This window comes from Streptomyces sp. CLCI03 (genome assembly GCF_053615355.1).
The window spans coordinates 4,554,319-4,579,065 of the sequence record NZ_CM132132.1 but is presented as its reverse complement, the minus strand read 5'-3'; the positions used below and the strand labels follow the sequence as shown (position 1 = coordinate 4,579,065).

The 24,747-nt window shown below is 72.6% G+C and carries 21 protein-coding genes; 5 read left to right on the top strand and 16 right to left on the bottom strand.

Annotation, left to right across the window (positions count from 1 at the left end; translation table 11 throughout):
• Positions 1-124: 124 nt before the first annotated feature.
• From ACWG52_RS21215 to ACWG52_RS21200, 4 genes are all read right to left on the bottom strand, one after another.
• Positions 125-1,387 carry a transglycosylase family protein gene (locus tag ACWG52_RS21215; protein ID WP_389816518.1) on the bottom strand — a complete coding sequence of 421 codons (1,263 nt, stop codon included), beginning with the start codon at positions 1,385-1,387 and terminating at the stop codon, positions 125-127.
• 129 nt (positions 1,388-1,516) lie between these two features.
• Positions 1,517-3,154, bottom strand: coding sequence for a CHAP domain-containing protein (locus tag ACWG52_RS21210; RefSeq protein WP_453125604.1), 1,638 nt, complete (start codon positions 3,152-3,154; stop codon positions 1,517-1,519).
• Positions 3,155-3,418: 264 nt separating this feature from the next.
• Complete coding sequence (locus ACWG52_RS21205; protein ID WP_389816524.1) at positions 3,419-3,586, bottom strand: hypothetical protein; 168 nt, start codon at positions 3,584-3,586, stop codon at positions 3,419-3,421.
• A gap of 133 nt (positions 3,587-3,719) precedes the next feature.
• Complete coding sequence (locus tag ACWG52_RS21200; protein ID WP_389816526.1) at positions 3,720-4,100, bottom strand: hypothetical protein; 381 nt, start codon at positions 4,098-4,100, stop codon at positions 3,720-3,722.
• Between the two features lie 156 nt (positions 4,101-4,256).
• Between ACWG52_RS21200 and ACWG52_RS21195 the strand changes: the two genes are divergently transcribed.
• Positions 4,257-5,255 carry a LuxR C-terminal-related transcriptional regulator gene (locus tag ACWG52_RS21195; RefSeq protein WP_389816528.1) on the top strand — a complete coding sequence of 333 codons (999 nt, stop codon included), beginning with the start codon at positions 4,257-4,259 and terminating at the stop codon, positions 5,253-5,255.
• Positions 5,256-5,320: 65 nt separating this feature from the next.
• On the opposite strand, the gene ACWG52_RS21190 is transcribed toward ACWG52_RS21195, so the two are convergent.
• The 3 genes from ACWG52_RS21190 to ACWG52_RS21180 all read right to left on the bottom strand — a co-directional run bounded on the left by ACWG52_RS21190 (position 5,321) and on the right by ACWG52_RS21180 (position 8,093).
• A complete protein-coding gene (locus ACWG52_RS21190) occupies positions 5,321-5,839 on the bottom strand; it encodes a hypothetical protein (RefSeq protein ID WP_390168232.1) in 519 nt (172 codons plus the stop codon).
• Between the two features lie 306 nt (positions 5,840-6,145).
• Positions 6,146-7,024 carry an alpha/beta fold hydrolase gene (locus tag ACWG52_RS21185; protein ID WP_389816532.1) on the bottom strand — a complete coding sequence of 293 codons (879 nt, stop codon included), beginning with the start codon at positions 7,022-7,024 and terminating at the stop codon, positions 6,146-6,148.
• 376 nt (positions 7,025-7,400) lie between these two features.
• On the bottom strand, positions 7,401-8,093 hold the full coding sequence (locus ACWG52_RS21180; protein ID WP_375944209.1) for a metal-dependent transcriptional regulator: 693 nt from the start codon (positions 8,091-8,093) through the stop codon (positions 7,401-7,403).
• Positions 8,094-8,350: 257 nt separating this feature from the next.
• Between ACWG52_RS21180 and ACWG52_RS21175 the strand changes: the two genes are divergently transcribed.
• Positions 8,351-9,106: an SIS domain-containing protein gene (locus tag ACWG52_RS21175; RefSeq protein ID WP_033223703.1), complete on the top strand. Its 756-nt coding sequence runs from the start codon at positions 8,351-8,353 to the stop codon at positions 9,104-9,106.
• A 35-nt stretch (positions 9,107-9,141) separates the two neighbouring features.
• Here ACWG52_RS21175 and ACWG52_RS21170 read toward each other — a convergent pair whose 3' ends face one another.
• The gene (locus ACWG52_RS21170) at positions 9,142-10,425 is read right to left on the bottom strand and encodes a PAS domain-containing protein (protein WP_453129073.1); all 1,284 of its coding nucleotides are present in this window, start codon (positions 10,423-10,425) and stop codon (positions 9,142-9,144) included.
• Between the two features lie 478 nt (positions 10,426-10,903).
• Positions 10,904-11,566: a pyridoxamine 5'-phosphate oxidase gene (gene pdxH / locus ACWG52_RS21165; RefSeq protein WP_389816543.1), complete on the bottom strand. Its 663-nt coding sequence runs from the start codon at positions 11,564-11,566 to the stop codon at positions 10,904-10,906.
• Positions 11,567-11,766: 200 nt separating this feature from the next.
• Here pdxH and ACWG52_RS21160 point away from each other — a divergent pair, with 200 nt between their 5' ends.
• On the top strand, positions 11,767-12,873 hold the full coding sequence (locus ACWG52_RS21160; protein ID WP_030009579.1) for a citrate synthase 2: 1,107 nt from the start codon (positions 11,767-11,769) through the stop codon (positions 12,871-12,873).
• Positions 12,874-12,938: 65 nt separating this feature from the next.
• Here the strand turns inward: ACWG52_RS21160 and ACWG52_RS21155 are convergent, their stop codons facing one another.
• The 7 genes from ACWG52_RS21155 to ACWG52_RS21125 form a co-directional block, all read right to left on the bottom strand.
• On the bottom strand, positions 12,939-13,526 hold the full coding sequence (locus tag ACWG52_RS21155) for a TetR/AcrR family transcriptional regulator (RefSeq protein WP_033223702.1): 588 nt from the start codon (positions 13,524-13,526) through the stop codon (positions 12,939-12,941).
• On the bottom strand, positions 13,514-14,251 hold the full coding sequence (locus ACWG52_RS21150) for an enoyl-CoA hydratase family protein (RefSeq protein ID WP_389816547.1): 738 nt from the start codon (positions 14,249-14,251) through the stop codon (positions 13,514-13,516). The genes ACWG52_RS21155 and ACWG52_RS21150 overlap by 13 nt, the downstream gene beginning before the upstream one ends.
• A gap of 851 nt (positions 14,252-15,102) precedes the next feature.
• On the bottom strand, positions 15,103-16,263 hold the full coding sequence (locus ACWG52_RS21145) for an acyl-CoA dehydrogenase family protein (protein ID WP_390140913.1): 1,161 nt from the start codon (positions 16,261-16,263) through the stop codon (positions 15,103-15,105).
• On the bottom strand, positions 16,260-18,164 hold the full coding sequence (locus ACWG52_RS21140) for an acetyl/propionyl/methylcrotonyl-CoA carboxylase subunit alpha (RefSeq protein ID WP_453125599.1): 1,905 nt from the start codon (positions 18,162-18,164) through the stop codon (positions 16,260-16,262). Before ACWG52_RS21140 ends, ACWG52_RS21145 begins: the two co-directional genes overlap by 4 nt.
• An 8-nt stretch (positions 18,165-18,172) precedes the next feature.
• Positions 18,173-19,771, bottom strand: a complete 1,599-nt coding sequence (locus tag ACWG52_RS21135) for an acyl-CoA carboxylase subunit beta (RefSeq protein ID WP_389816130.1) — start codon at positions 19,769-19,771, stop codon at positions 18,173-18,175.
• A complete protein-coding gene (locus ACWG52_RS21130; protein WP_389816127.1) occupies positions 19,768-21,543 on the bottom strand; it encodes an acyclic terpene utilization AtuA family protein in 1,776 nt (591 codons plus the stop codon). Before ACWG52_RS21130 ends, ACWG52_RS21135 begins: the two co-directional genes overlap by 4 nt.
• Positions 21,540-22,352: a TIGR03084 family metal-binding protein gene (locus tag ACWG52_RS21125; RefSeq protein ID WP_453125597.1), complete on the bottom strand. Its 813-nt coding sequence runs from the start codon at positions 22,350-22,352 to the stop codon at positions 21,540-21,542. Before ACWG52_RS21125 ends, ACWG52_RS21130 begins: the two co-directional genes overlap by 4 nt.
• Before the next feature lie 337 nt (positions 22,353-22,689).
• Here ACWG52_RS21125 and ACWG52_RS21120 point away from each other — a divergent pair, with 337 nt between their 5' ends.
• Both ACWG52_RS21120 and ACWG52_RS21115 read left to right on the top strand, forming a co-directional pair.
• Entirely contained in the window at positions 22,690-24,312 is a 1,623-nt protein-coding gene (locus tag ACWG52_RS21120; RefSeq protein WP_389816121.1) for an alpha/beta fold hydrolase, read from the top strand.
• Between the two features lie 83 nt (positions 24,313-24,395).
• Entirely contained in the window at positions 24,396-24,746 is a 351-nt protein-coding gene (locus ACWG52_RS21115) for a hypothetical protein (protein WP_389816118.1), read from the top strand.
• Position 24,747: the final 1 nt, after the last annotated feature.

Here is a 24,747-nt window from a genome sequence, read left to right as displayed (position 1 = left end):
GGTCGATGCCGTACGGGCCCGAACGCACGGCGGGCCGGCCTCCGCTCCTGTGAGGAGCGGAGGCCGGCCCGTTTTCGTGTGGAGGCGGGCCTTCGTGCGGAGGCCGGCTCGGACTGCGGTCGGCTCAGACCGCGGTCGGGAGCTTCGCGGTGAAGGCGGTCGGGACGCTGACCACGTCGTCGAAGCTCAGCTTGCCGGGGCCGAAGGCGTCGGCGGTCAGGGCCTTCTTCTTCCCGCCGGTGACCTGCCAGACGGTGTTGCTCTCCGGCGACAGGAGCATGGTGCCGTCGGCCGGGGCGGCCTTGGCGGCGGCCGTCTTCAGCCACTCGCCCGGGGTCCCCTCCAGCGGACGCTTGTCGTAGCCGAAGCCGGTGAAGTCGGCGTAGGTCAGCGGGACGGCGACGCCGCCCGCCATGACGTACACGGTGGCGTCGGCGCCCGAGGCGTCCTTGACGACGGTGCCGTTCGGCACCTGGCGGGTGCCGGCCGCCTTCAGCCAGTCGGTCGGAACGCCCATCAGCGAGCGGGTGTCGTAGCCGTTCGCCGTCCACTCGGCGGCCGAGATGTGCAGCGCGGAGCCGTTGACCATCACGAAGCGGGCCGGGTCGCTGCCCGACTGGTCCATGACCACGCGGCCGTTGGTGACGGTGCGCTGGGCGGCGTCCTGCAGCCAGGTGGTCGGAACGCCCATGTCGGCGCGGACGTTGTAGCCGTCCGCCGTCCAGTCGGCCGCGGAGATCAGCAGCGCCGCACCGTCGACCACCACGTAGCGCTTGGCACCGCCCGCCTGGTCGTGGACCACCGTGCCTGCCGGGGGCGAGCTCGGCAGGCCGTTGAACGCCGCGTTGTCCACGAGCACGATCTTGCTCAGGTCGTAGTGGCCGGGCGTGACGTCGGAGGCCGCCACCGGGATGCCCGCCCCGGAGATCATCACCTTCACGGCCGCGCCGTTCGGCGACTTCACCAGCGTCCCGGCGGGCAGCGAGGCCGGGTCCGGGTAGGAGGGGGCGGTGGGGTACGGGTTCGCGCGGTCGGCGCCGAGGCCGGCCGCAGCGCCGCAGGAGGGCCAGGCACCCTGACCCTGGCCCGCCAGGATCTTCTCGCCCGTCAGGATCTGCTGCTGCTTCGTCGCCTGGTCGGGGCGGGAGGCGTACTGCGTACCGCCGAAGGCGCGCCAGGTCGACATCGAGATCTGGAGACCGCCGTAGTAGCCGTTGCCGGTGTTGATGCTCCAGTTGCCGCCGGCCTCGCACTGGGCGACCTTGTCCCACGTCGAGACGGAGGCGGCCGAGGCTTCGGTGCCGGTGAGCAGTGGGGCTGCGAGGGCGAGGAGGGCGGTGGCGGTGACGGCGAGTGCGGACTTCTGGCGGGCGACGGCGGAGCGCATGGAGGTGTCCTTCGGGCGGCAGGTGCGGGAGTCGGCGTGGGGCGCGGCACACCCCACCGCCCGGCCGGTGGGGACCGGGCGGTGGGGTGTGCTCAGGCGGCGATCAGGCGGCGATCAGCCGGGAGTTGCTCAACCGGTGACGGTCGGGAGCTTCGCGGTGAAGGCGGTCGGGACGCTGACCACGTCGTCGAAGCTCAGCTTGCCGGGGCCGAAGGCGTCGGCGGTCAGGGCCTTCTTCTTGCCGCCGGTGACCTGCCAGACGGTGTTGCTGTCGGGCGACAGGAGCATGGTGCCGTCGGCCGGGGTGGCCTTCGCCGCGGCCGTCTTCAGCCACTCGCCCGGGGCGCCCTCCAGCGGACGCTTGTCGTGGCCGAGGCCGGTGAAGTCGGCGTAGGTCAGCGGGACGGCGACGCCGCCGGCCATGACGTACACGCTGGCGTCGGCGCCCGAGGCGTCCTTGACGACGGTGCCGTTCGCCACCTGCTTGGCGACCGTGGAGCCCAGCCACTCACCCGGTGCGCCCATCAGGGAGCGGAGGTTGTAGCCGTTCGCGGTCCACTCCACGCCGGAGATGTGCACGGCCGCGCCGCCCAGCATCACGTAGCGGTTGTTGTCGGTGCCCGACTGGTCCATGAGGACGGTGCCGGTCGGCGGGGTCTTGGCAACGGCGGCCTTCAGCCACTGGCCCGGGACGCCCATGAGCATCTGGGTGTTGTAGTCGTCGGCGGTCCACTCGGAGGCCGAGATGTGCAGCGCCGCACCGTCCACCATCACGTAGCGGCCGGGGTCCGTACCCGTCTGGTCCATCACGACCGTGCCGGTGGGCACGGTGCGCTGGGCGGCGGCCTGCAGCCAGGCGGTCGGAACACCCATGTCGGCGCGGGTGTTGTAACCCGCCGCGACCCAGTCCTCGCCGCCGATCAGCAGCGCCGCGTTGTCGATGACCACGTAGCGCTTGGCACCGCCCGCCTGGTCGTGGACCACCGTGCCGGCCGGAGGCGCGCTCGGCAGGGACCGGAAGGCGGAGTCGTCGATCAGCACGATCTTGCTGAGGTCGTACTTGCCCGGGGTGACGTCGGAGGCAGCCACCGGAACGCCGGATCCGGAGATCATCACCTTCACGTCCGCACCGTTCGGCGACTTCACGAGCGTCCCGGAGGGCAGCGAGGCCGGGTTGGGGTACGAGGGGGTGTTGCTGCCGGCCGGGGAGATGTAGCCACTGATCGACTGGCCCCAGGGGGACTGACCCACGCGCCACTTGGTGGTGGAGTTGGTGGAGACGTGGCCCGGGTATCCGCCCTGGTTGCCGCCGGTGATGGTGACCGTGTCGCCGGAGACTCCGGTGACCACGGCCACGTGGTCGGCGTAGCTGCCGCCGTTGTAGTTGTAGACGACGGCGTCGCCGACGTGCGGGGTGTTCGACAGCGTGCCGTACTTCTTGCCGTAGTCGATGAAGCTGGCCGCCCTGTCGTCCAGGGTGCCCAGGCCCGTGACCCCGTTGCGGGCCCAGACCCAGCCGGCGAAGTCGGCGCACCAGGCGTGGGTGCGGGTGGTGCCGCCGGTGCAGCTGCTGGACTGGTTGGGACCGCCGACGTAACCGCCGTGGGCGCAGTAGGAGTTGCCGTTCTCGGCGCGGGCCGTGGCCGCTATGCCGTCGGTGAGCGGCGAGGCGTTGGCCGGAGTGACGACGGCCGTGGCGAGTACGGAGACCGCGAGGGCGGAGGCGGAGACGAGGCGGATCGCGGTGGTCTTGATGGACTTGGACATGACAAGGCTCCAGGAGTGCGAAGAAGGTTCGGGTGAGTGCTGCGGCGGGCCGCAGAATGGCCTGATCAAGGCCGGAAGACTGTGGGCGCATGTCGTGGCACGCGGACGGCTGCCCTGCAGGAGCAGCTGTCGGACGGGGGCACACGGGGACGCGGGGCGCGCGCTGCGACGCGGTGTGATGCGAGGTGACGCGCGGTCAGGGCCGGCTCTCGGCGGGCACGGCGGTCACAGGGGGACCGGCGGCCGGCGAGGCGGGCGGCCCGGCTACTCCCAGACGGTGGTGAACTTCCCCGCCGGGGCGGTCTCCCACGCGGTGGTGGCGGTGGTGCGGGTGTACTGGTCGGCGCCGGTGTGGCCGGCCAGGACCGCGGTGAAGGCGGCGAGGGCGAGGGTGCTGACCGCGGCGGCCCGGGTGAGGTGGGTGCGAAGCATGGCAGTGATCCTTTGCGATGGCTGGAGTGAAGCGGTGACCTTCCGGATCCACGTCCCGCGGTGACGTCTTCTCCGGTTTCGCCTGCCGGGCCTTGTGCTGTTCCCTGCTGGCGATCACTAGCTTCGTCGCAGCTCAGCGCGGGTGGAAGGGCATTCGGCTGGACGGAAACGGTCCTGGACGATTCCGTCCATCGAGTCCGGAAGCGGCCGTCAGGAGACGCTCGTAGTACGGAGCGACCAGAGGGGCGCAAGCGCGCGTGGCCGTCCAGCCGCGCAGCGCCGGCAGCACGTCGAGGGCGCGTCGGCAGAGGGCATCCGTACGCCGCTCCGCCTCGCTCAGGCTCCCGGCGAGCAGGTAGACCCCGAGCACCGGGTCGGGCTCGGCCCGCAGGTGCGCGGAGACGTGCTCCACGGGGCTGTCGGAGTGCGCCAGCGCCCGGACGAGCTCGGCGATGTGCGGGGGAAGCCGGTCATCGGCCGAAGGAGCCCGGAGCGCGGCGTGGATGAGATACATGTGCGCAACTCTTCCGAGCAGGCGAGCCTGAACAAAGTGCATCAAGCTGGACGGTTCGGTCCGTGGCCGGAAGCGTCCACGAGCTGGTCGCACCCCTCGCCACGTGCGACCATTCGGTTACCTTGATCGATAAGGGCTCACACGGGGGGAACCGCTGTGCTCGCCACTCTCGGCCTCGATGCCACGGCAGAGGCTGTCTACCGCGCCATGCTCGCGTACCCGCAGGAGGGCGTGAGCGGCCTCTCCGAGCGCCTCGGCGCGCCCGAGGCGGACGTCAGGCACAGCCTGGACATCCTCAGCGAACTCGCCCTGGTCCGGCCGTCCTACGAACGCGAGGGCCGGCTGCGCGCGGTCTCGCCCGAGGTCGGCATGGAAGTCCTCATGGCCCGCCAGCAGGCCGAACTCGCCGCCCAGCAGCTGCGCATCGAAGCCTCCCGCGCCGCCGCCACCCAGCTCATCGCCGAGTTCGCCGACCTGACCCCCAGCGCCTCCAGCCCCGGCGTGGACCAGCTGCTGGGCCTCGACGCGATCCGGGACCGGATCGCGTGCCTGGCCCGTAACGTCCGCACCGAGCTGATGACCTTCGCACCCGGTGGCGGCCACCGCCCCGAGAGCCTGGAAGCGTCGAAGCCCAACGACCTCGCCCTGCTGGGCCGCGGGGTACGGATGCGCTCCCTCTTCCTGGACAGCGTGCGCAACAGCCACACCACCGTGGCCTACGCGGCCTGGCTCGGCGAACTCGGCGGCGAGGTGCGGACCGCGCCGGAGCTGCCCACCCGACTGATGATCTTCGACCGGTCGACGGCCGTCATCCCGGTCAGCAGCGACGACAGCGCAGCCGGCGCGGTGGTCCTGACCGGGCAGGGCACCCTGACCGCACTGTGCGCACTCTTCGACACCGTGTGGACCGCCGCCCGCCCGCTGGGCACCGCGGAGACCTCTCGGGACGAGGGCGGCCTCAGCGCCCAGGAGAACACCGTCATCCGGCTCCTCGCCCAGGGCATGACCGACGAGGCCATCGCCAAGCGCCTGGCCGTCTCCCCCCGCACCGCGCGCCGGCTGGCCACCGATCTGATGGAACGCCTGAACGCCCGCAGCCGATTCGAGTTCGGCGTACGGGCGGTCCAGCGCGGCTGGCTCCCGAGCGCCGAGTAGTCGGCCCGGCCCGGGACGGGCCTCCGCAGGCACCCCGGGAGCGGGCTGAGGGCGCCCGCGCCGGGTCAGCCTGCGGCGAGGACGGCGAGGACGGCGATGGAGCCCGCGAAGACGACGGCGTGCCGCAGGTTCTGGAGGTAGGGCATGACCCAGCGGGGGAAGCCCTTCTCCGCGGCAGCGAGCATGGACCTGACGTCGATGCGCTGGAGTTCGGCGTCCCCGGTCTTGGCGAAGGCGGCGGTGACGGACGGCACGGCGGTCAGGTTCGAGTAGAGGATCACGCAGTTCACGAGGAGGACGAGCGGCTGGACGACCCAGGAGAGCGTCTCGCCCCACGCGTTCCCGGCGAGCCCGAGCACGGCGGGTACGGCCAGGGACACGGCGATCCCGACGGGAGCCCAGGTCTCGTGACCGCCGGCGTCGAGCCGCATGCCGTTCTCGGCCATGACGGTGGCGCGCACCCCCTGCCGCCCCAACTCGGCCTCGACGGCGGCCTGGGCGCGGGCGCCGTAGCGGCTGCGGACGACGGGGATGCTCAGGAAGGCGACGGCGATCAGGAGCTGCAGGGCGGCGACGGCGTCCATCGGGGGTACCTCGTTTCTCGGTGCTTGCCTGGCGACGCCGTCACCATGGAGCCGCCCCCTGACAGGCCCCGGACAGCCCGCTGACAGATCGCTGACACAGCCCCGCATCCGAGCCTGTGGACGGTGAGGCCGGGTGGACGGCGGTCACGGACCGGTGAGGAGACCGGGCGGTTTGCGCATGTCGTCACAGATGACGGTGCCGGGGCCTTCGAGCCGGTGCGCGGGAGTCATCCCCCCGGCGCCGAGAAAGAGCCCCGGGGCCGTTGCCGGTGGGACGGCAGGCGCCGGGGCGGGGTAGGCGGGCGGTCAGGGGGCTTCGGCCTTGATGCCGTCGAGGAAGGGTTCCAGGACTTCGCGCCAGGCCGTCGGCTGGTCGTAGTGGAGGTAGTGGCCCGCGTCGGGGATCTCCGCGTACTGGCCGGCCGGGAGGACGCGGACCATCTCCTGGGCCTCGGCCCGGCCCAGTTCGCCGTCCAGGCCGCGGACCACCAGGGTCGGGCAGCGGACCTGGGCGAGCTCCTCCCAGTGCGCGTCGTGGACCCAGGTCTCGCGGGCCGTCAGCATCTGGCGGCGGGAGAAGACCGGGCGCCAGCCGTCCGCGGCCTCGTGCATGACCTCGGCGAAGAAGGCGCCGCGGCCGGGGTCGGGGCGTTCCACCCGGGGGTCGTCCTCGCCGAACCAGCGGCGGGCCGCGTCCTGGGTGGGGAAGGGCAGCGGCCAGTGGTGGAACCACTCCTCCCATTCCTGCTGGGAGGCCGCGCCCAGGGCGGAGGCGCGCATGTCGCAGATGACCACGGCCTCGACCAGCTCCGGGCGGCGGGCCGCGAGCTGCCAGGCGGTGAGGGCGCCCATCGAGTGGCCGATCAGTGTCACGGGGGCGAGGCCGAGCTGCTCGACGACCGCTTCGGCGTCGGCCACGAAGGCTTCGCGGCCCAGGGCGGTGGGGGTGCCGTCGGGGGCGGCGGGCGGGCGGCCGCTCTGGCCGTGCCCGCGCTGGTCCAAGGCCACGACGCGGCGGCGCTCACGGAGCCAGCGGGCGGTACCGGCCCAGTGGAAGGCGCGGCCCATCAGGCCGTGCAGTAACAGCACCCCGGGGCGGGTGTCGGGTTCTGCCTCTGCTTCGCGGAACTCCCAGGCGGCCAGGCGGACACCGTCGGCCCCTGTCACATCGACGCGCTGTACCACCGCAGATGCACCCCCTTCGCTCCCCGCCAGACTATCGAACCCGTATTCGAAAACGGGTTTCTCGCCCACAACACCGCTCTTTCGAGTGACCTTGCTCAAGGATTGGCCGCCCCTGCCGATGGAGATCCTTTCAACAGGGAGGCGGGCCGCTCGGGGAAGACGGTCCGAGGGGACGACCTTGAGAGCTCGGGGCTCCAGGTCACCAAGGGGAGGATCGGTCCCGGCGCCGAAAGGCGCCGGGACCGCCCACACCAAGGGCTGGTCATCCGTACGGGTCACGACCCGTGGGGCAGGACCCCCCGGGTCACGGCTCGTACAGAACCGTCCATCGGACACATCCGCTCCACGCCGACGCGAACGCCGACGCGCCGGGGGGTCAGCGCTTCGCCACGAACACGTGCGAGGCGACCTCCACGTCGAGCTCGGCAGCCTCACCGCCGCTGCCGACCAGCACACCACCCGGGGACTCGGTCACGCTCACCACCGAGCCGGGCTGCACGCCCGCCCGCCGGAGCGTATACATCAGCTGGGCATCCGTCTGGATCGGCTCGCCGATCCGCCGGACGACCACGGTCTTGCCCTCGGTGCCCGGGTCGAGCTCGGACAGACTGACCATCCCGTCTTCGAGGAACGGGTCCGCCTCGGCCTTCTCACCCAGCTCCTCCAGCCCCGGGATCGGGTTCCCGTACGGCGACTCGGTCGGGTGACGCAGCAGCTCCAGCACCCGCCGCTCCACCGCCTCGCTCATCACGTGCTCCCACCGGCAGGCCTCCGCGTGCACCTGCTCCCACTCCAGGCCGATGACGTCGACGAGCAGACACTCCGCGAGTCGGTGCTTGCGCATGACCCGCGTAGCCAGTCGGCGCCCCTCGTCCGTCAGCTCCAGGTGGCGGTCGCTGGCGACGGCCACCAGGCCGTCGCGCTCCATGCGCGCCACCGTCTGGCTCACCGTCGGACCGCTCTGATCGAGCCGCTCCGCGATACGGGCGCGCATGGGGACCACGCCTTCCTCTTCCAGCTCGAGGATGGTGCGGAGATACATCTCCGTGGTATCGATCAGTCCGGACATTCGTGCCCCTCGGATTGCGTGCGCTGGCCCTGCCCCCAATTCTGACGCATCGGGCCGACAACCGTCCCGTGCCGTCGGTCAAGACCGCTCCCGGACATCTCCCGGACATCCCCGAGAAGATCGTCCGGGGATGTCCGGGCCCCGCGACCAGAGCTTTCGGCGCGGGATTGACGTTCGTATTGACACGCCCTTGGTCCAGACCGCACGGTGAGCGGCGGACACGGACGCTCCCCCACCTCTGGAAGGGCCATCGGCGTATGAGCGAGAGCAAGCTGGCCGGTCAGTTCTTCGATGCCGCCATCGGTCTGCTGGAGCGGGTACGGGACGAGGAGGCCGCGCACATCGCCGAAGCCGGCTCCCTCATCGCCGACGCGGTCGCCACCGGCAACCGGCTCTTCGCCTTCGGCGCCGGACACTCCTCGCTGCCCGCACAGGACGTCGTCTACCGGGCCGGCGGCCTCGCCCTGATGAACTTCCTCGCCGTCCCGGGCACGGTCGGCATCGACGTCATGCCCGCGACCCTGGGCAGCGCCCTGGAACGCGTCGACGGCCTGGCCGGCGCCGTCCTCGACAGCAGCCCCGCCGCCGACGGCGACGTCCTCGTCATCATCTCCCTCTCCGGGCGCAACGCCCTGCCCGTCGAGATGGCGATGAACGCCCGCGCCATCGGCCTCAAGGTCATCGGCGTGACCTCGGTGGCGTACGCGACCGAGACCAAGTCCCGGCACCTGTCCGGCACCTTCCTCAAGGACCACTGCGACGTCGTCCTCGACAGCAAGATCGCCGTCGGTGACGCCGAGCTGAGCATCGACGGCATCGACGCGCCCTTCGCCCCCGCCTCCACCGTCGTGACCAGCGCGATCATGCAGGCGGTCATGGCGGCGGCGGCCGGCGAGCTCGCCGCCCGCGGGGTCGAGCCCCCGCTGCTGCGCTCCGGCAACGTCGACGGCGGCCACGAATGGAACGGCCGCGTGATGCAGGAGTACGGCGACCGGATCTTCTTCCGGCACTGAGCCGTCCTCGGCCCGTCGACCTGACGGCCCGTCCCTCAGTCCGCCCCTCGGTCCGTCCCCTCCGGGTGGCGGCCACCCGGACCCGCCGCCAGGTCCAGGTCGGCCGCGACCCGGGCCGCGACCTCCTCCGCGTACGCCGCGTCCGGACGCTCGAAGGCCACCCGCGAGGGCCCGCGCAGGAACGTCAGCACCCCCAGGGTCCGACCCCGGCTGCGCAGCACCGTGCACAGCACGTGCGCGGCGCCCTCGGGCCACCGGCGCAGGCGCGCCCACTCCGCGTCCGCCTCCCCCCGCGGGGCGCTGGTGCGCACCGAACCGATCCGGTCCAGGGCCTGCAGCGCCGGGTGCCCGGCCACGTACCCGACGGGGATCGAACCGGGGCCCGGCAGCGCCGGCGGCGACGCCGCGGACCGTACGAGCCTGTGCCGCTCGGGGTCGGCCGTGGGGTCCAGTACGTCCAGCAGCGCGTGCTCGGCGAAGCCGGCGAGGGCGAAGTCCAGGCGGACGGCGGCCGCCTCGGCCGGGTCCTCGCACTCGGCGGCGGCCCGCCCCGCACGGTGGAGCTGGTGCGAACGGAACCGCAGCTGCGCGGTGTCCAGTTGCTCCTGCCGGGCCTCGGTGACGTCCTGGAACAGCCAGCCGACCCCCAACGGCACCGGCTCCTCCGCGAGCGGCGAGGCCAGCCTCAGGAACCCGCACCGCCAGCACCTGCGCCGCACCCCCTCCGCCGTGCGCACCGACACCCACATCTCCACCGGGGCGGGCGGCGCCCCCTCGGCGAGCACGTGCTGGAGCGCACCCTCCAGCTCCTCGACGCCCTGGGTCAGCAGTTCTCCCAGGGGCCGCCCGAGCAGTGCGGTGCGGCCGGTCCCGAAGGCCCGTGCGGCGTGCGCGTTGACGACGGCGGGCCGCAGGTCGACGTCGACCAGGACCACACCCCACGAGGCGTCCTCCATCAGGGCCTCGCTCAGCGCGATGGAGCGTTCCAGGTCGATCTGGGCGTGCGCCTCGCTGAAGGCGCAGTACACGCCGGCGGGTTTCCCGTCCGCGCCCGGCACCCCGGCGGACTGGGTCCGTACGAGGACGCGCCCGCCGTCCTTGGTCAGGAGCGCGAACTCGTGCACCTGCCGGCCGGGCACGTGCTGGGCGGACATCAGCCGTTCCTGGACGTCGTGCGCGTCGGCGGCCCGCACCGCCCACCCCTCGAACCCCTTGCGCCCCACGGCCTCGGCGGCGGTCCACCCGAGGATCCGCTCGGCCTCCCGGTTCCAGTGGGTGATCACGCCGTCGGAGTCGAACGCGCACAAGGCGGCGTCCATCCCGTCCAACAGCGCCGCGAGCAGATCGTCGGCGGTCTCGTCACGTCCGTAAGCACTCACCTGGCACCCCCCGCAGGTGTTCGCGTGTGCGGCACGTCAGATCATTGAACTGGAACGTGACGCACCCCACACCGCTTTCGACGGATTGGGGGCGAGAAATCCGCTCAGGCGCCGTGGGAGCGGGTCCCCCGCCGGAGAAATAAAGCGGTTGTGGCGACCGCGGTGCCTGCCTAGGCTCTGACTTACACAGAAGGGAGGTGGTTGCCGCAATGTACGGAAACCGGACGCGTGAGGTGGCTGCGGGCTAGGGCCCGTCGTCAGTAGCGCACCCAGTGCGGTGCCCGGCGGAATCGCCCGGCGCCAATCCCAAGCAGTCACCCGACCCGCGGGCTCGCCGGTACGTCCGGCCGGCTTCTCTCACTGCAGGAGAGAAACCCGAGCCCGCGGGTCGTCTGCGTTCCACGCCGTCCCGCCGGCCCTACGGGCAGAGCCGCTCCACGTGCCACGTGTCCCCGTCCAGGACATAGCGCAGGCGGTCGTGCAGGCGGTTCTCGTGGCCCTGCCAGAACTCCACCGCCTCCGGGACCACCCGCAGGCCGCCCCACTCCGGCGGCACCGGCACCTGCTCGCCCTCCGGGTAGCGGGCCTCCAGCTCCGCGTAGCGCCCGTCCAGCTCCGCACGCGATCCGATCACGCTGGACTGCTCGCTCGCCCAGGCACCCAGCTGGGAGCCGTGCGGGCGGGAACGGAAGTACGCCGCCGTCTCGTCGCGGCCGATCCGGGCCGCCGTACCCGTGACGATCACCTGGCGGGCGATCGGATGCCACGGGAAGAGCAGCGCGACGTGCGGGTTCTCGGCCACTTCGCGGCCCTTGCGGGAGGCGTAGTTGGTGAAGAAGACGAAGCCCCGGCCGTCGAACTGCTTCATCAGCACCGTCCGCGAACTGGGCCGCCCGTCGGGCGTGGCCGTCGATACGACCATCGCGTTCGGTTCGAAGAGGTGCGAGTCGGCGGCCTGCTGGAACCAGAGGGCGAACTGGTCCATCGGATTCTCGGCGAGACTCCCCTCGTCGACGATCTCCGAGCGGTACTGCTTACGCATCATGGCGGGGTCAATGTCCTGATCGGTCACGCTCGCCATCCTGCCGCAGCCGGACCCGTGACGGTGTGCCGTATGTCACGCTTCCGCAGTCGGGGCGGAACGGCCAAAATCTTGGGGCCGGTCCGTAGGTCCCCGAGCGGGTGACCGACGGCCGTGCCGGGCATCAACGGGGATGACCGCGCCGGACCGCGAGTCACGCCGGGAGCCGCGCGTGTTCGCACTATCTGAGGAGCCGCCTGATGTCCGACTTCGTACCCGGGCTCGAAGGGGTCGTCGCGTTCGAGACGGAGATCGCCGAGCCCGACAAGGAAGGCGGGTCGCTCCGCTACCGGGGCGTCGACATCGAAGACCTCGTCGGCCACGTCTCCTTCGGGAACGTCTGGGGCCTGCTGGTCGACGGTGCTTTCAACCCCGGCCTGCCGGCCGCCGAGCCCTTCCCCATCCCGGTCCACTCCGGTGACATCCGCGTCGACGTCCAGTCCGCGCTCGCGATGCTCGCCCCCGTGTGGGGTCTGAAACCGCTGCTGGACATCGACGTGCAGACCGCCCGCGACGACCTCGCGCGCGCGGCCGTCATGGCCCTGTCGTACGTCGCCCAGTCCGCCCGCGGCCAGGGCCTACCCATGGTGCCGCAGCGGGAGATCGACAAGGCCGAGTCCGTCGTCGAACGGTTCATGATCCGCTGGCGGGGCGAGCCGGACCCGCGGCACGTCAAGGCCGTCGACGCCTACTGGACCTCGGCCGCCGAGCACGGCATGAACGCCTCCACCTTCACCGCACGGGTGATCGCGTCGACCGGCGCGGACGTCGCCGCCGCTCTGTCCGGCGCGGTCGGCGCCATGTCCGGACCGCTGCACGGCGGGGCACCCTCCCGCGTCCTCGGCATGATCGAGGAGATCGAGCGCACCGGCGACGCCGTCGCCTACGTGAAGAAGGCCCTCGACAAGGGCGAGCGACTGATGGGCTTCGGGCACCGCGTCTACCGCGCCGAGGACCCCCGCGCCCGCGTGCTGCGGCGCACGGCCAAGGAACTCGACGCACCGCGCTACGAGGTCGCCGCCGCGCTGGAGAAGGCCGCCCTGGAGGAGCTGCACGCGCGCCGCCCCGACCGGGTCCTCGCCACGAACGTGGAGTTCTGGGCCGCGATCATGCTGGACTTCGCCGAGGTCCCGGCGCACATGTTCACGTCGATGTTCAGCTGCGCCCGGACCGCCGGCTGGTCGGCGCACATCCTGGAGCAGAAGCGCACGGGCCGCCTCGTACGGCCCTCGGCCCGCTACATCGGGCCGGGCCGGCGCAACCCGCAGGAGATCGAGGGGTACGCGGACATCGCCGAGACCGCGTAACAGCTGCACGCACAGGGCGCCGTATCCCGCGAGCGGGGTGCGGCGCCCTTCTCGTTCCCGCCGACTCAGCCGAGGGCCGCGTCCAGGATCCGGGACCACTGGGCGACCACCCGGGCCCGGCGGGCCGTGTCGTCCGTGAGCACATTGGCCAGCCCCAGCCCCCGCGCCATGTCCAGCAGGCCCTGCACCGTCTCCCGTACGCCTGGCACCGACTCGTCCGCGCCCAGCAGCTCGACGGCGATGCGGTGGGTCTCGCGGCCCACCCGGGCCTCCAGTTCGGTGACCTGAGGCCGCAGCTGCTCCTCGTTGGAGGCGGCCACCCACAATTGGAGCGCGGCCCGGAAGAGGGCGCCGGTGTACAGGTCGACCAGTGCCTCGACCACGACGGGGCGGGCGGCCGGGCCGGCGTGGAAGAGGTCGCGCAGGGCGGTGGACCGTTCCTCGGCGACGTACTCGACGGCCGCGGTGAACAGGTCCTCGCGCGTCGGGAAATGATGCTGGGCGGCGCCGCGCGAGACCCCGGCCCGTTCGGCGACGACCGAGACGGTCGACCCGGCCCAGCCGTGCTCCGCCAGGCAGGACACGGCCGCCTCCAGGAGGTGGCGGCGGGTGACGCGGCTACGCGCCTGCTTGGGGCCCGTCACAGTGACCATGACGGTTCCCGGCGCTCGAAGCGGGCGGTGATGCCTTCGCGGGCCTCGTCGGAGGCGAAGAGTCCGGCGGACAGCTCGGTGAGGCGGGAGCCGTCGCGGCTGAGGGCCTCGCGTACGGCGGCGGAGGTCAGCGTCTTGGTCGCGGCCAGCCCCTGCGGGGAGGCCTTGCGCAGGCCGGCGAGTACGGGCTCCAGGGCCGCGTCCACATCCTCGCCGTGCAGGGTGAGCAGTCCGATCCGTGCGGCCTCGGCGGCGTCGAAGGCCTCGGCGGTGAGGAAGTAGCGGGCGGCGGCGCGCGGGTCGAGGCGCGGCAGCAGCGGCATGGAGATCACGGCGGGGGCCAGGCCCAGGTGGGTCTCGGTGAAGGCGTACGAGGACTGCGGTCCGGCGGCGGCGATGTCGCAGACACCGAGCAGCCCGAGCCCACCGGCCCGGACGTGTCCGGTGACCCGGGCGACCACGGGCTTGGGCAGCTCGGCGATCTCGCGGAGCAGGGCGAGGAAGTCGGCCGGATCGCACGGCGACTTGAGGTCGGCGCCGGCGCAGAAGGTGTTGCCGGTGTGGGTGAGGACGACGGCCCGGACGGCGGGATCCGCGGCCGCGGTGGCCAGGGCGGTGCGGAGTTCTGCGACGAGGTCGGCGGAGAGGGCGTTGCGGTTGCCCGGGGAGTCCAGGGCGAGGGTGGCGATGCCGGTCGCCTGGGCGGCGTGCACGAGTGGGGCCATGGCTCCTCCGGAGTGGTGTGCGGATGGGGGTACTTCGCCCCTCCGGGGAGGGTACGTGTCCCTGCGGGGTCGCTCGGCGGAGCGGGGTGCGGGTCGGGCTGCGCCCGGGGCCGCGCCTCAATCGCCGGCGGGGCCGGTTCCCCTGCGGGGTTGCTCGGCGGTGCGGGTCGTCTGCCGGGCGCTGCCCGGACCCGCGCCTCAAACGCCGGCGGGGCCGGTTCCCCTGCGGGGTTGCTCGGCGGTGCGGGTCGTCTGCCGGGCGCTGCCCGGACCCGCGCCTCAAACGCCGGCGGGGCCGGTTCCCCTGCGGGGTTGCTCGGCGGTGCGGGTCGTCTGCCGGGCGCTGCCCGGACCCGCGCCTCAAACGCCGGCGGGGCCGGTTCCCCTGCGGGGTTGCTCGGCGGTGCGGGTCGTCTGCCGGGCGCTGCCCGGACCCGCGCCTCAAACGCCGGCGGGGCTTGATGTGCGGGCCTGTGGCGTGGTGGGTGTCGGGGTGGGGGACGGGGTGGGGTGTCTCCTCGGCTCGCGCCTTACGGGCATGTCTCGGCTGTCGGGCGGGGTTGCGCGCTCGTCCTGCGGGGACACCCCACCCCGTCCCCCACCCCTCCGGCCGTACCGTCGAAGCCCCGGCGTGGGCGGGGACACGCAGGAGGGTCCCCGCAGGACGAGGCGTCACCACGGCCGCCTTGCCGAGACTCCCCGCACGCGCCGAGCCGAGGAGACCCTCCTGCGGGGCCCCGCACCACCCACACCCCCCAGCCCCGCCGGCGATTGAGGCGCCGCCCCGGGCGCAGCCCGACCCCAGCCGCACACCGCCGAGCAACCCCGCAGGGGGCACGGCAGGGGGACGGTCAGTACGACTTGGGGAGGCCAAGGGTTTGGTGGGAGATGAAGTTCAGGATCATCTCCCGGCTGACCGGGGCGATGCGGGCCACGCGGGAGGCGGTGATGAGGGAGGCCAGGCCGTATTCGCGGGTGAGGCCGTTGCCGCCGAGGGTGTGGACCGCCTGGTCCACCGCGCGGACGCAGGCCTCCCCGGCGGCGTACTTGGCCATGTTCGCCGCCTCGCCCGCCCCCATGTCGTCCCCCTCGTCGTACAGGCGGGCCGCCTTCTGCATCATCAGGCGGGCCAGTTCCAGCTCGATGTGGGCCTGGGCCAGCGGGTGGGCCACCGCCTGGTGGCCGCCGATGGGCTGCTTCCAGACCTGGCGGGTCTTCGCGTAGTCGACGGCCTTGGCCAGGGCGTGGCGGCCCATTCCGATGGCGAAGGCGGCCGTCATGATCCGCTCGGGGTTGAGGCCGGCGAACAGCTGGAGGAGGCCCGCGTCCTCGTTGCCGACGAGCGCGGCGGACGGCAGCCGTACGTCGTCCAGGGTGAGTTCGAACTGCTTCTCGGCGGCGGCCAGTTCCATGTCTATGACCGTGCGGCCGAAGCCGGGGGCGTCGCGCGGCACGATGAACAGGCAGGGCTTGAGGTTGCCGGTGCGGTCGTCCTGGGTGCGGCCGACGATGAGGGTGGCGTCGGCGATGTCGACGCCGGAGATGAAGACCTTGCGGCCGGTGAGGATCCAGTCGTCGCCGTCGCGGCGGGCCGTGGTGGTGATGCGGTGGGAGTTGGATCCGGCGTCGGGTTCGGTGATGCCGAAGGCCATGGTGCGGCTGCCGTCGGCGAGGCCCGGCAGCCAGGCCTGCTTCTGGTCGTCCGTGCCGAAGCGGGCGATGACCGTGCCGCAGATGGCGGGCGAGACGACCATCATGAGGAGGGGGCAGCCGGCGGCTCCGAGTTCTTCCAGGACGATGGAGAGTTCGGCGATGCCGCCGCCTCCGCCGCCGTACTCCTCGGGGAGGTTGACCCCGAGGTAGCCGAGCTTCGCGGCGTCGGCCCACAGTTCGTCGGGGTGGCCGCCTTCTCGGGCGACGCGGGCGAGGTACTCGCGGCCGTAGCGCTGTCCGAGGGCGGCGACGGCGGTGCGCAGGGCCTTGTGTTCGGTGGATTCGATGGTGGGGCTCATGACTGCGGTTCCTCCTGGACTACGGCGAGCAGGGCGCCGAACTCGACCTGTTGGCCGGTGGCGACGTGGAGCGCGGTGAGCGTGCCGGAGGCGGGAGCGAGGATGCGGTGTTCCATCTTCATCGCCTCCAGCCAGAGCAGGGGTTGGCCGGCGGTGACGGGGGTGCCGGGGGTGAGGCCCTCGGCGACGCGGACGACGGTGCCGGGCATGGGGGCGAGCAGCGAGCCCGGTTCCGTGCGGTCCTGGGGGTCCGGGAAGCGGGGGACTCGGGTGAAGGTGTGGGCGCCGAGGGCGGAGTCCACGTAGATCTCGTTCGAATTTTGTTTCACGTGGAACATCCGCCGGATGCCGTCGAGTTCGAGCGTGACGAGGTGCCGTTCGACCGACAGGACTCGAACGCCCGGGTGGTTCACCGGGTGGTATTGGACCTCGACCTCGGTGTCGGCCGTGGTGTAGCGGCGGGTCTGCGGCTGGGAGCGGACGTTGCGCCAGCCGCCGAGGCGGGTGGCGAGGGGGGCGTCCGGGCCGGGGGATGCTTCGGCGAGGGCGGCGGCGAGGGCCGCGGGGGTGGGGTCGGGGGTGTCGCCGGTGAGGGTGTCGAGGTGGCGGTCGTAGAAGCCGGTGTCGAGCTGTCCGGTGGCGAACTCCGGGTGTCGCAGGGACCGTACGAGGAGTTCGCGGTTGGTGGTGAGCCCGTGGATGCGGGCTCCGGCGAGGGCGGTGGCGAGGGCGCGTACGGCCTCGGCGCGGGTGGGGGCGTGGGCGACGACCTTGGCGAGCATGGGGTCGTAGTGGATGCCGACGGTGTCGCCGGCGGTGAAGCCGGTGTCGACGCGGACGGTGCCGGGGATGGCGAGGGTGTGCAGGGCGCCGGTCTGCGGGCGCCAGTCCTGGGCGGGGTCCTCGGCGTAGAGGCGGGCCTCGACGGCGTGGCCGGTGGGTTGCGGGGGTGCGGGGGGCAGGGCCGCGCCTTCGGCGACGCGTAGTTGGAGGGCGACGAGGTCGAGGTCGAAGACGGCTTCGGTGACGGGGTGTTCGACCTGGAGGCGGGTGTTCATCTCCAGGAAGTACGGGCGTCCGTCGGCGGTGACGAGGAACTCGACGGTGCCGGCGCCTTCGTAGGAGACCGCGCGGGCGGCGGCGACGGCCGCGGTGTGCAGGGTCTCCCGGAGGGACTCGGGCAGGCCCGGTGCGGGGGCTTCCTCGATGACCTTCTGGTGGCGGCGCTGGAGGGAGCAGTCGCGGGTGCCGAGTGCCCAGACGGTGCCGTGGGTGTCGGCGAGGATCTGGACCTCGACGTGGCGGCCGCGTTCCACGTAGGGCTCGGCGAAGACCTCGCCGTCGCCGAAGGCGGAGCGGGCCTCGGCGGAGGCCGCGTCGAGGGCTTCCTTGAGCTGGTCGAGGTCGCGGACCACGCGCATGCCGCGGCCGCCTCCGCCGGCGGCGGCCTTGAGGAGGAGGGGCAGGTCGGCGGGGGTGGCGGTGGCCGGGTCGACGGGGTCGAGGAGTGGTACCCCGGCGGTGCGCATCAGTTCCTTGGCCCGGGTCTTGGAGGCCATGGCCTCGATGGCCTCGGGGGGTGGGCCGATCCAGGTCAGTCCGGCGGCCAGGACCTCGCGGGCGAAGTCGGCGTTCTCGGAGAGGAAGCCGTAGCCGGGGTGCACGGCGTCGGCGCCGGCGGCGAGGGCGGCCTTGATGATCAGGTCGCCGCGCAGGTAGGTGTCGGCGGGGGCGGCGCCGGGCAGGCGTACGGCCGCGTCGGCGTCGCGGACGTGCAGGGCGTCGGCGTCCGGGGCGGAGTGGACGGCGACGGTGGCCAGGCCCAGGGCGCGGGCGGTGCGGAAGATCCGGACGGCGATCTCACCGCGGTTGGCGACGAGGAGGGAGGTCAGGTTCGTCATGTGCGGGCTCACATCCGGAAGACGCCGAAGCCGCCACGGGCGCCCTCGACGGGGGCGTTGTGGACGGCCGACAGGCACAGGCCGAGGACGGTACGGGTGTCGCGCGGGTCGATGACCCCGTCGTCGTACAGCCGCCCGGACAGGAACATGGGGAGGGATTCGGACTCGATCTGCGCTTCGACGAAGGCGCGCATGCCGGCGTCGGCTTCCTCGTCGTACGGGAGTCCCTTGGCGGCGGCGGACTGGCGGGACACGATGGAGAGCACTCCGGCCAGTTGCTGGGGGCCCATGACGGCGGATTTGGCGCTGGGCCAGGCGAAGAGGAAGCGGGGCTCGTAGGCGCGGCCGCACATGCCGTAGTGGCCGGCGCCGTAGCTCGCGCCGATGAGGACGGAGAGGTGCGGGACGCGGGAGTTGGAGACCGCGTTGATCATCATCGCGCCGTGTTTGATGATGCCGCCCTGCTCGTACTCCTTGCCGACCATGTAGCCGGTGGTGTTGTGGAGGAAGAGGAGGGGGATGTCGCGCTGGTTGGCGAGCTGGATGAACTGGGCGGCCTTCTGGGACTCGGCACTGAAGAGCACGCCCTGCGCGTTGGCGAGGATGCCGACCGGGTAGCCGTGCAGGGTGGCCCATCCGGTGACGAGGCTGGGGCCGTAGAGGGGCTTGAACTCGTCGAAGTCGGAGGCGTCGACGATCCGTGCGATGACCTCGCGCGGGTCGAAGGGGGTCTTGAGGTCGGGCGGGACGATGCCGAGGAGTTCCTCGGGGTCGTGGAGGGGGTCCTCGGCCTTCGGCGGGTCCTGGTGGTGCTTGCGGTGGTTCAGGCGGGCGACGACGCGGCGGGCCTGGCGGATGGCGTCGTACTCGTCGAGGGCGTAGTGGTCGGCGAGTCCGGAGGTGCGGGCGTGCATGTCGGCGCCGCCGAGGGACTCGTCGTCGCTCTCCTCGCCGGTGGCCATCTTGACCAGGGGCGGACCGCCGAGGAACACCTTGGAACGGTCTTTGATCATGATGGTGTGGTCGGACATGCCGGGGATGTACGCGCCTCCGGCGGTGGAGTTGCCGAAGACGACGGCGACGGTCGGGATGCCCTCGGCCGAGAGCCGGGTGAGGTCGCGGAAGATCGCGCCGCCCGGGATGAAGATCTCCTTCTGGGAGGGCAGGTCGGCGCCGCCGGACTCCACGAGGCTGATGACGGGCAGGCGGTTCTGCCGGGCGATCTCGTTGGCGCGCAGCGCCTTCTTCAGCGTCCACGGGTTGGAGGCGCCGCCGCGGACGGTGGGATCGTTGGCGGTGATCAGGCATTCGACGCCCTCGACGGTGCCGATGCCGGTGACCATGGAGGCGCCGACGGGGTGGTCGCTGCCCCAGGCGGCGAGCGGGGACAGCTCCAGGAACGGGGTGTCGGGGTCGAGGAGCAGTTCGACGCGCTCGCGCGCCAGGAGCTTGCCACGCTTCTTGTGCCGGGCCCTGTACTTGTCTCCGCCGCCCTCCAGGGCCTTGGCGTGCTCGGCGTCGAGGGCGGCGAGGCGTTCCAGGGCCGCGGTACGGGCCTGCGCGTGCTCGGGGGCGTGCGGGTCGACGGTGGTGCCGAGGCGGGTCATGAGGTGGCCTCCGGGGCCGGGAGGAGTGCGACGGGGATGTCGAGGTGGCGGGCGCGGAGCCATTCGCCGAGGGCCTTGGCCTGGGGGTCGAAGCGGTGGCCGGAGGCGACGCCGTCGCCGAGGATGCCGGTGACGGTGAAGTTGAGTGCGCGCAGGTGGGGCAGGACGTGGCGGTCCACGGTGTGCCGCGCGGTCTCGGGGAGCAGGGCCTGGAAGGCGTCCACGGTGAGGGTGTGGAGCAGCCACTGCCAGGCGGGGTCGGTCTCGACCCAGACGCCGACGTTGGCGTCCCCGCCCTTGTCGCCGCTGCGGGCCCCTGCCAGTGCCCCGAGGGGGGCGCGGACGGTCTCCCGGGGCTCCGCCCCGGACCCGGCGGGGGCTGCGCCCCCGACCCCTTCGGGGGCTCCGCCCCGGGACCCCCGCGCCTCGAACGCCGGCGAGGCTGGAGGTGCGGGGGGCTCCGCCGGCGGGGCTGGGAATGCGGGGGGCTCCGCCGGGGGGACTCGTACGCGGGTGCCGTCCGGGAGGACAGCCACGTGCGGGACCTCGTCCGACGGGATCAGGGTCGAGGTGAAGACGCCGTAGGGCTGGGCCGGGCCGGGTGGGGCGGTGACGTGGAAGCCCGGGTAGCTGCCGAGGGCCAGTTCGATCGCCGTCGAGGTCAGGGCGCGGCCCACCCGGTCGGGGGACGGGTCACGGACCACCAGCCGCAGCAGGGCGGAGGCCGTCTCCTGCGTGTCGGCGTCCTCGTGGTCGGTACGAGCCAGGGTCCACGTGGTGTCGGCCACGCCCTCCAACACTTCGGTGAGTTGGGTCCGCACGAGACGCGCCTTCGCTTCGATGTCGAGGCCGGTCAGGACGAAGACGATCTCGTTGCGCCAGCCGCCGATCCGGGTGACGCCCACTTTCAGCGTGGCCGGCGGGGCCTCGCCGCGCACTCCCGAGACGCGTACCCGGTCGGCGCCCTCGTCGGTCAGCCGGACGGTGTCCAGGCGGGTGGTCACGTCCGGGCCGAGGTACCGCACGCCCTGCGTCTCGTAGAGGAGTTGGGCGGTGACGGTGCCGGTGGTGACGGCGCCGCCCGTACCGGGGTGTTTGGTGATGACCGCGGAGCCGTCCTCGGAGATCTCCGCCAGCGGGAAGCCGGGGTGGCGGATGTCGTGGCGGGCGAAGAAGGAGTAGTTCCCGCCGGTGGCCTGGGTGCCGCACTCCAGGACGTGGCCGGCGGTCACCGCCCCCGCCAGTCGGTCGTGGTCGTCGGGGGCCCAGTCGAACCACCAGGCGGCCGGGCCGCTGACCAGCGCCGCGTCCGTGACCCGGCCGGTCACCACCACGTCGGCGCCCGCCCGCAGGCAGGCCGCGATCCCGGCGCCCCCCAGGTAGGCGTTGGCCGTCAGCGCCCCGTCCACGCGCGCGGTGAGGTCGTCGCCCTCGACGTGCGCGACCCGCACCGGTACGCCCACCTTCGCCGCCAGGGTCCGTACGGCGTCGGCGAGTCCGGCCGGGTTCAGGCCGCCGGCGTTCGCGACGATCCGTACGCCGCGCTCGTGCGCGAGCCCGAGCCCCTCCTCCAACTGGCGCAGGAAGGTCTTGGCGTAGCCGAGGTCCGGGTTCTTCAGGCGGTCGCGGCCCAGGATCAGCATGGTCAGCTCGGCCAGGTAGTCGCCGGTGAGCACGTCCAGCGGGCCACCGGTGAGCATCTCGCGCAGGGCGCCCGAGCGGTCCCCGTAGAAGCCGGAGGCGTTGCCGATGACGAGCGGGCGCCGGGTCATCGTGCGGCCCCCGGCTCGCGGCCGGCCCCCGCGGGGCCGGCGAAGGCCTGGGCGATGTCCAGCCAGCGGTCCGCGTCGGGGCCGGTCGCGGTCAGGGCCAGGTCGGCGCGGTGGGCCCGCTGGGTCACCAGGAGGCAGAAGTCGAGCGCCGGGCCGGTGATCCGCTGCGGGGCGTCCGGCGGGCCGTACGCCCACACCCGCGCGCCGTCGGGGGCCGTCAGCTCCACCCGGAACTCCTCGGCGGGCGCGGGCAGTCCGTGGACGGCGTAGGCGTAGTCGCGGGCCCGTACGCCGATCCGCGCCACGTGCCGCAGCCGCGCGGTCGGGGTACGGAGCACGCCGAGCGCGTCGGCGACGTCCTGGCCGTGGGCCCAGGTCTCCATCATCCGCGCGCTGGCCATCGAGGCGGCCTTCATCGGCGGCCCGTACCAGGGGAAGCGGGTGTCGGGCGAGGCCGCGGCGAGCGCCTCGTCGAGGGCGGCGCGCGTGGTGCGCCAGCGGGCGAGCAGCTCGGCGGGAGGCAGGTCCACGTACTCGCGGGCGCCCTCGTCGACGAAGGTGTCGGGGGACTTGAGGGCTACCTCGACCATGCGGCCGAAGCCGGTGGCATCGGTGAGGGCGAGGAGCGAGGCCCGGTCGGTCCAGTGCAGGTGGGCGATCTGGTGGGCGATGGTCCAGCCTGGCGCGGGGGTGGCTCTGCCCCAGTCCCGGTCAGTCAACTCCCCTACCAGGGAATCCAGTTCGCGACCCTCCTCACGCAGATCGGCGAAGACGGCGACGACTGCGTCGGCGGCGGACGGATCGGGCACGGTGCGCTCCCCTTCTCGGCGTGAGGGGAAGACTGGCAGCACCCGACAAAACAATCAAGCACGCTTGCATGATTTTCTCGAGTGGCGACGCCTTCCCGCCACCCGAGCCAAACCACCGCATCCGAAAGGCAGTTGCCGCGCGGCCGAGCGGCCGCAGGTCCCGCCGCGCGGCGGCCCGCGGGAACAGTGGGGGCGATTCAGGCCGTAAGCCGGAAACTCGCGATACGTCACCGGATGTCCCGTCGATACTGAACGCTCCGCTCCGGGCCCGGGCGGGCGCACCCACGTTCGTGTCACTCGACGCACTCGACGCAGACGACGCAGAGGATGGACTGACGTGACTCCAGCCGCCCGCACCCCCATCTCCCTCTACCCCGAACTCGACACGACCGCCCTGACCGCCTTCGTCACCGCCCTGGAGAGCGGCGACGTCACCGGCCTCGCCCCCGCCCGCGCCGCCGAGATCGCCGAGGTCCGCTCGGTCGCCGTCTTCACCCGCGGCAAGGTGACCGGCGCCGACGGGGACCTCCTCGACGCCGCGCTCTGGCGGCACACCGGCACCCAGCCGCGCCCCGCGATCGTCATGCCCTCGCCGTGGACCGACCTCGGCTGGCTCCCGTACGCCGTCCAGGCCTCCCTCTTCGCCGCCCGCGGCTACAACGTCCTCGCCTACTCCGCCCGCGGCTTCGCCGGCTCCGAGGGCCAGGTCGACGTGGCGGGCCCGCTCGACGTCGCCGACGGCAGCCGGGCCCTGGACCACCTCATCGAGCGCAGCACCGGCCCGGTGACGAAGATCGGCTTCCTCGGGGACTCGTACGGCTCCGGGATCAGCCAGCTCGTCGCCGCGCACGACACGCGCGTCGACGCCGTGGTCGCGCTCAGCACCTGGGGCGACCTCGGCGAGGCCTTCTACGAGAACTCCACCCGGCACATCGCGGCCGTACGGGCCCTGCTCGACGCGGCCGCGAAGGCCCGGCTGAGCCCGCAGACGCAGAGCGTCTTCGACAACGTCCTCGCCAACCGCGACGTGCAGGGCACCCTGCGCTGGGCGGAGACCCGCTCACCCTTCACCCACATCAAGGAGCTCAACCGCCGCCAGGTGCCCGTCTTCTTCTCGCACGCCTGGCACGAGACGCTCTTCCCGCCCAACCAGACGCTGAAGATGTTCAACGAACTGACCGGTCCCAAACGCCTCGCCGTCTCCATCGGCGACCACTCCGGCCCCGAGATGACCGGCATGCTCGGCCTGCCCAACCGGATCTGGACGGACGCCCACCGCTGGCTCGACCACCACCTCAAGGACATCGACAACGGCATCGACACCGAGGGTCAGGTGCTCGGCGAGATCATGTGGAGCAAGACCCTCGAACCCCGCCCCACCTGGCCCTCCCTCACCGAACGCCTCGAACGACTGCACCTGACGGACGACGGCGAGCTCGGCGAGGAGCCGCAGGCCGGCTGGACGTCGATCGTGCTGTGCGGGATGGACACCCCCGCGACCGTCGCCGACCAGGTGGTGCGGTCCGGGTACGCGGAGATCGCGGGCCGCCCGAAGATCTACCGCACCCAGGACATCGACCGCACCGTCGCCGCCGTATGGACCGCGGAACCGGCCGCCGAGACCACCCGGCTGCGCGGCATACCGCGGCTGCGCGTGACGTACCGGGCGGCGAACCCCGGATCCACCTTCGTCGCGTACCTCCTCGACACGGCACCCGACGGCGCGGCCCACATCATCACGCACGCCCCGTACACGGACCTCGACTCCCCGCCCGACAGCCTGATCAGCGCGGACATCGAACTCCAGGCCACGGCCTACGACATGCCGCGCGGCAACCGGTTGATGCTGGTGATCGACGCCCGCGACCCGTTCTACGGCGACGCCAACCTGCCGCGCGCGAGCCTGGCGTTCACCTCCCCGGAGGCCACCCCGTCCTACCTGGACCTACCGCTCGGCTGACGCGGTAGCCCCGTACGCCCGGCCCAGGTGGCCGGGCGTACGGGCGGCCGGACCGGCTCTGGACGCGGGGCGGTGACGATGGCGTGGAGAGTCTGCGTCGCGAACTGCGCGGCTGGGGGCTGCTCGGGCCGAAGGTGGCACCTACGCTCCAGCAGCGGCTCACCGCGAGCGTCCTGCGGCCCGGCAACCTGCTCAGCATCGTCCGGCACTACGTGTTCGAGAAGCCGATGGACAACGACGGCGACCGCGCTGGAACACCGGGCGGCCGGGCCAGGTCCGCCGGTGAGCCGAAGACGGCCAAGGTGGTCTGCCGCCACCAGCAGTACCGCGCCACCGAGAAGATCGTGGGCGATCGAGATCGACTCGTCCCTTTAAGCCACCGGTCGCCCCTCACGCATGCCCGGATGCGGCGGGGCAAGGCATATACCGGTTGAA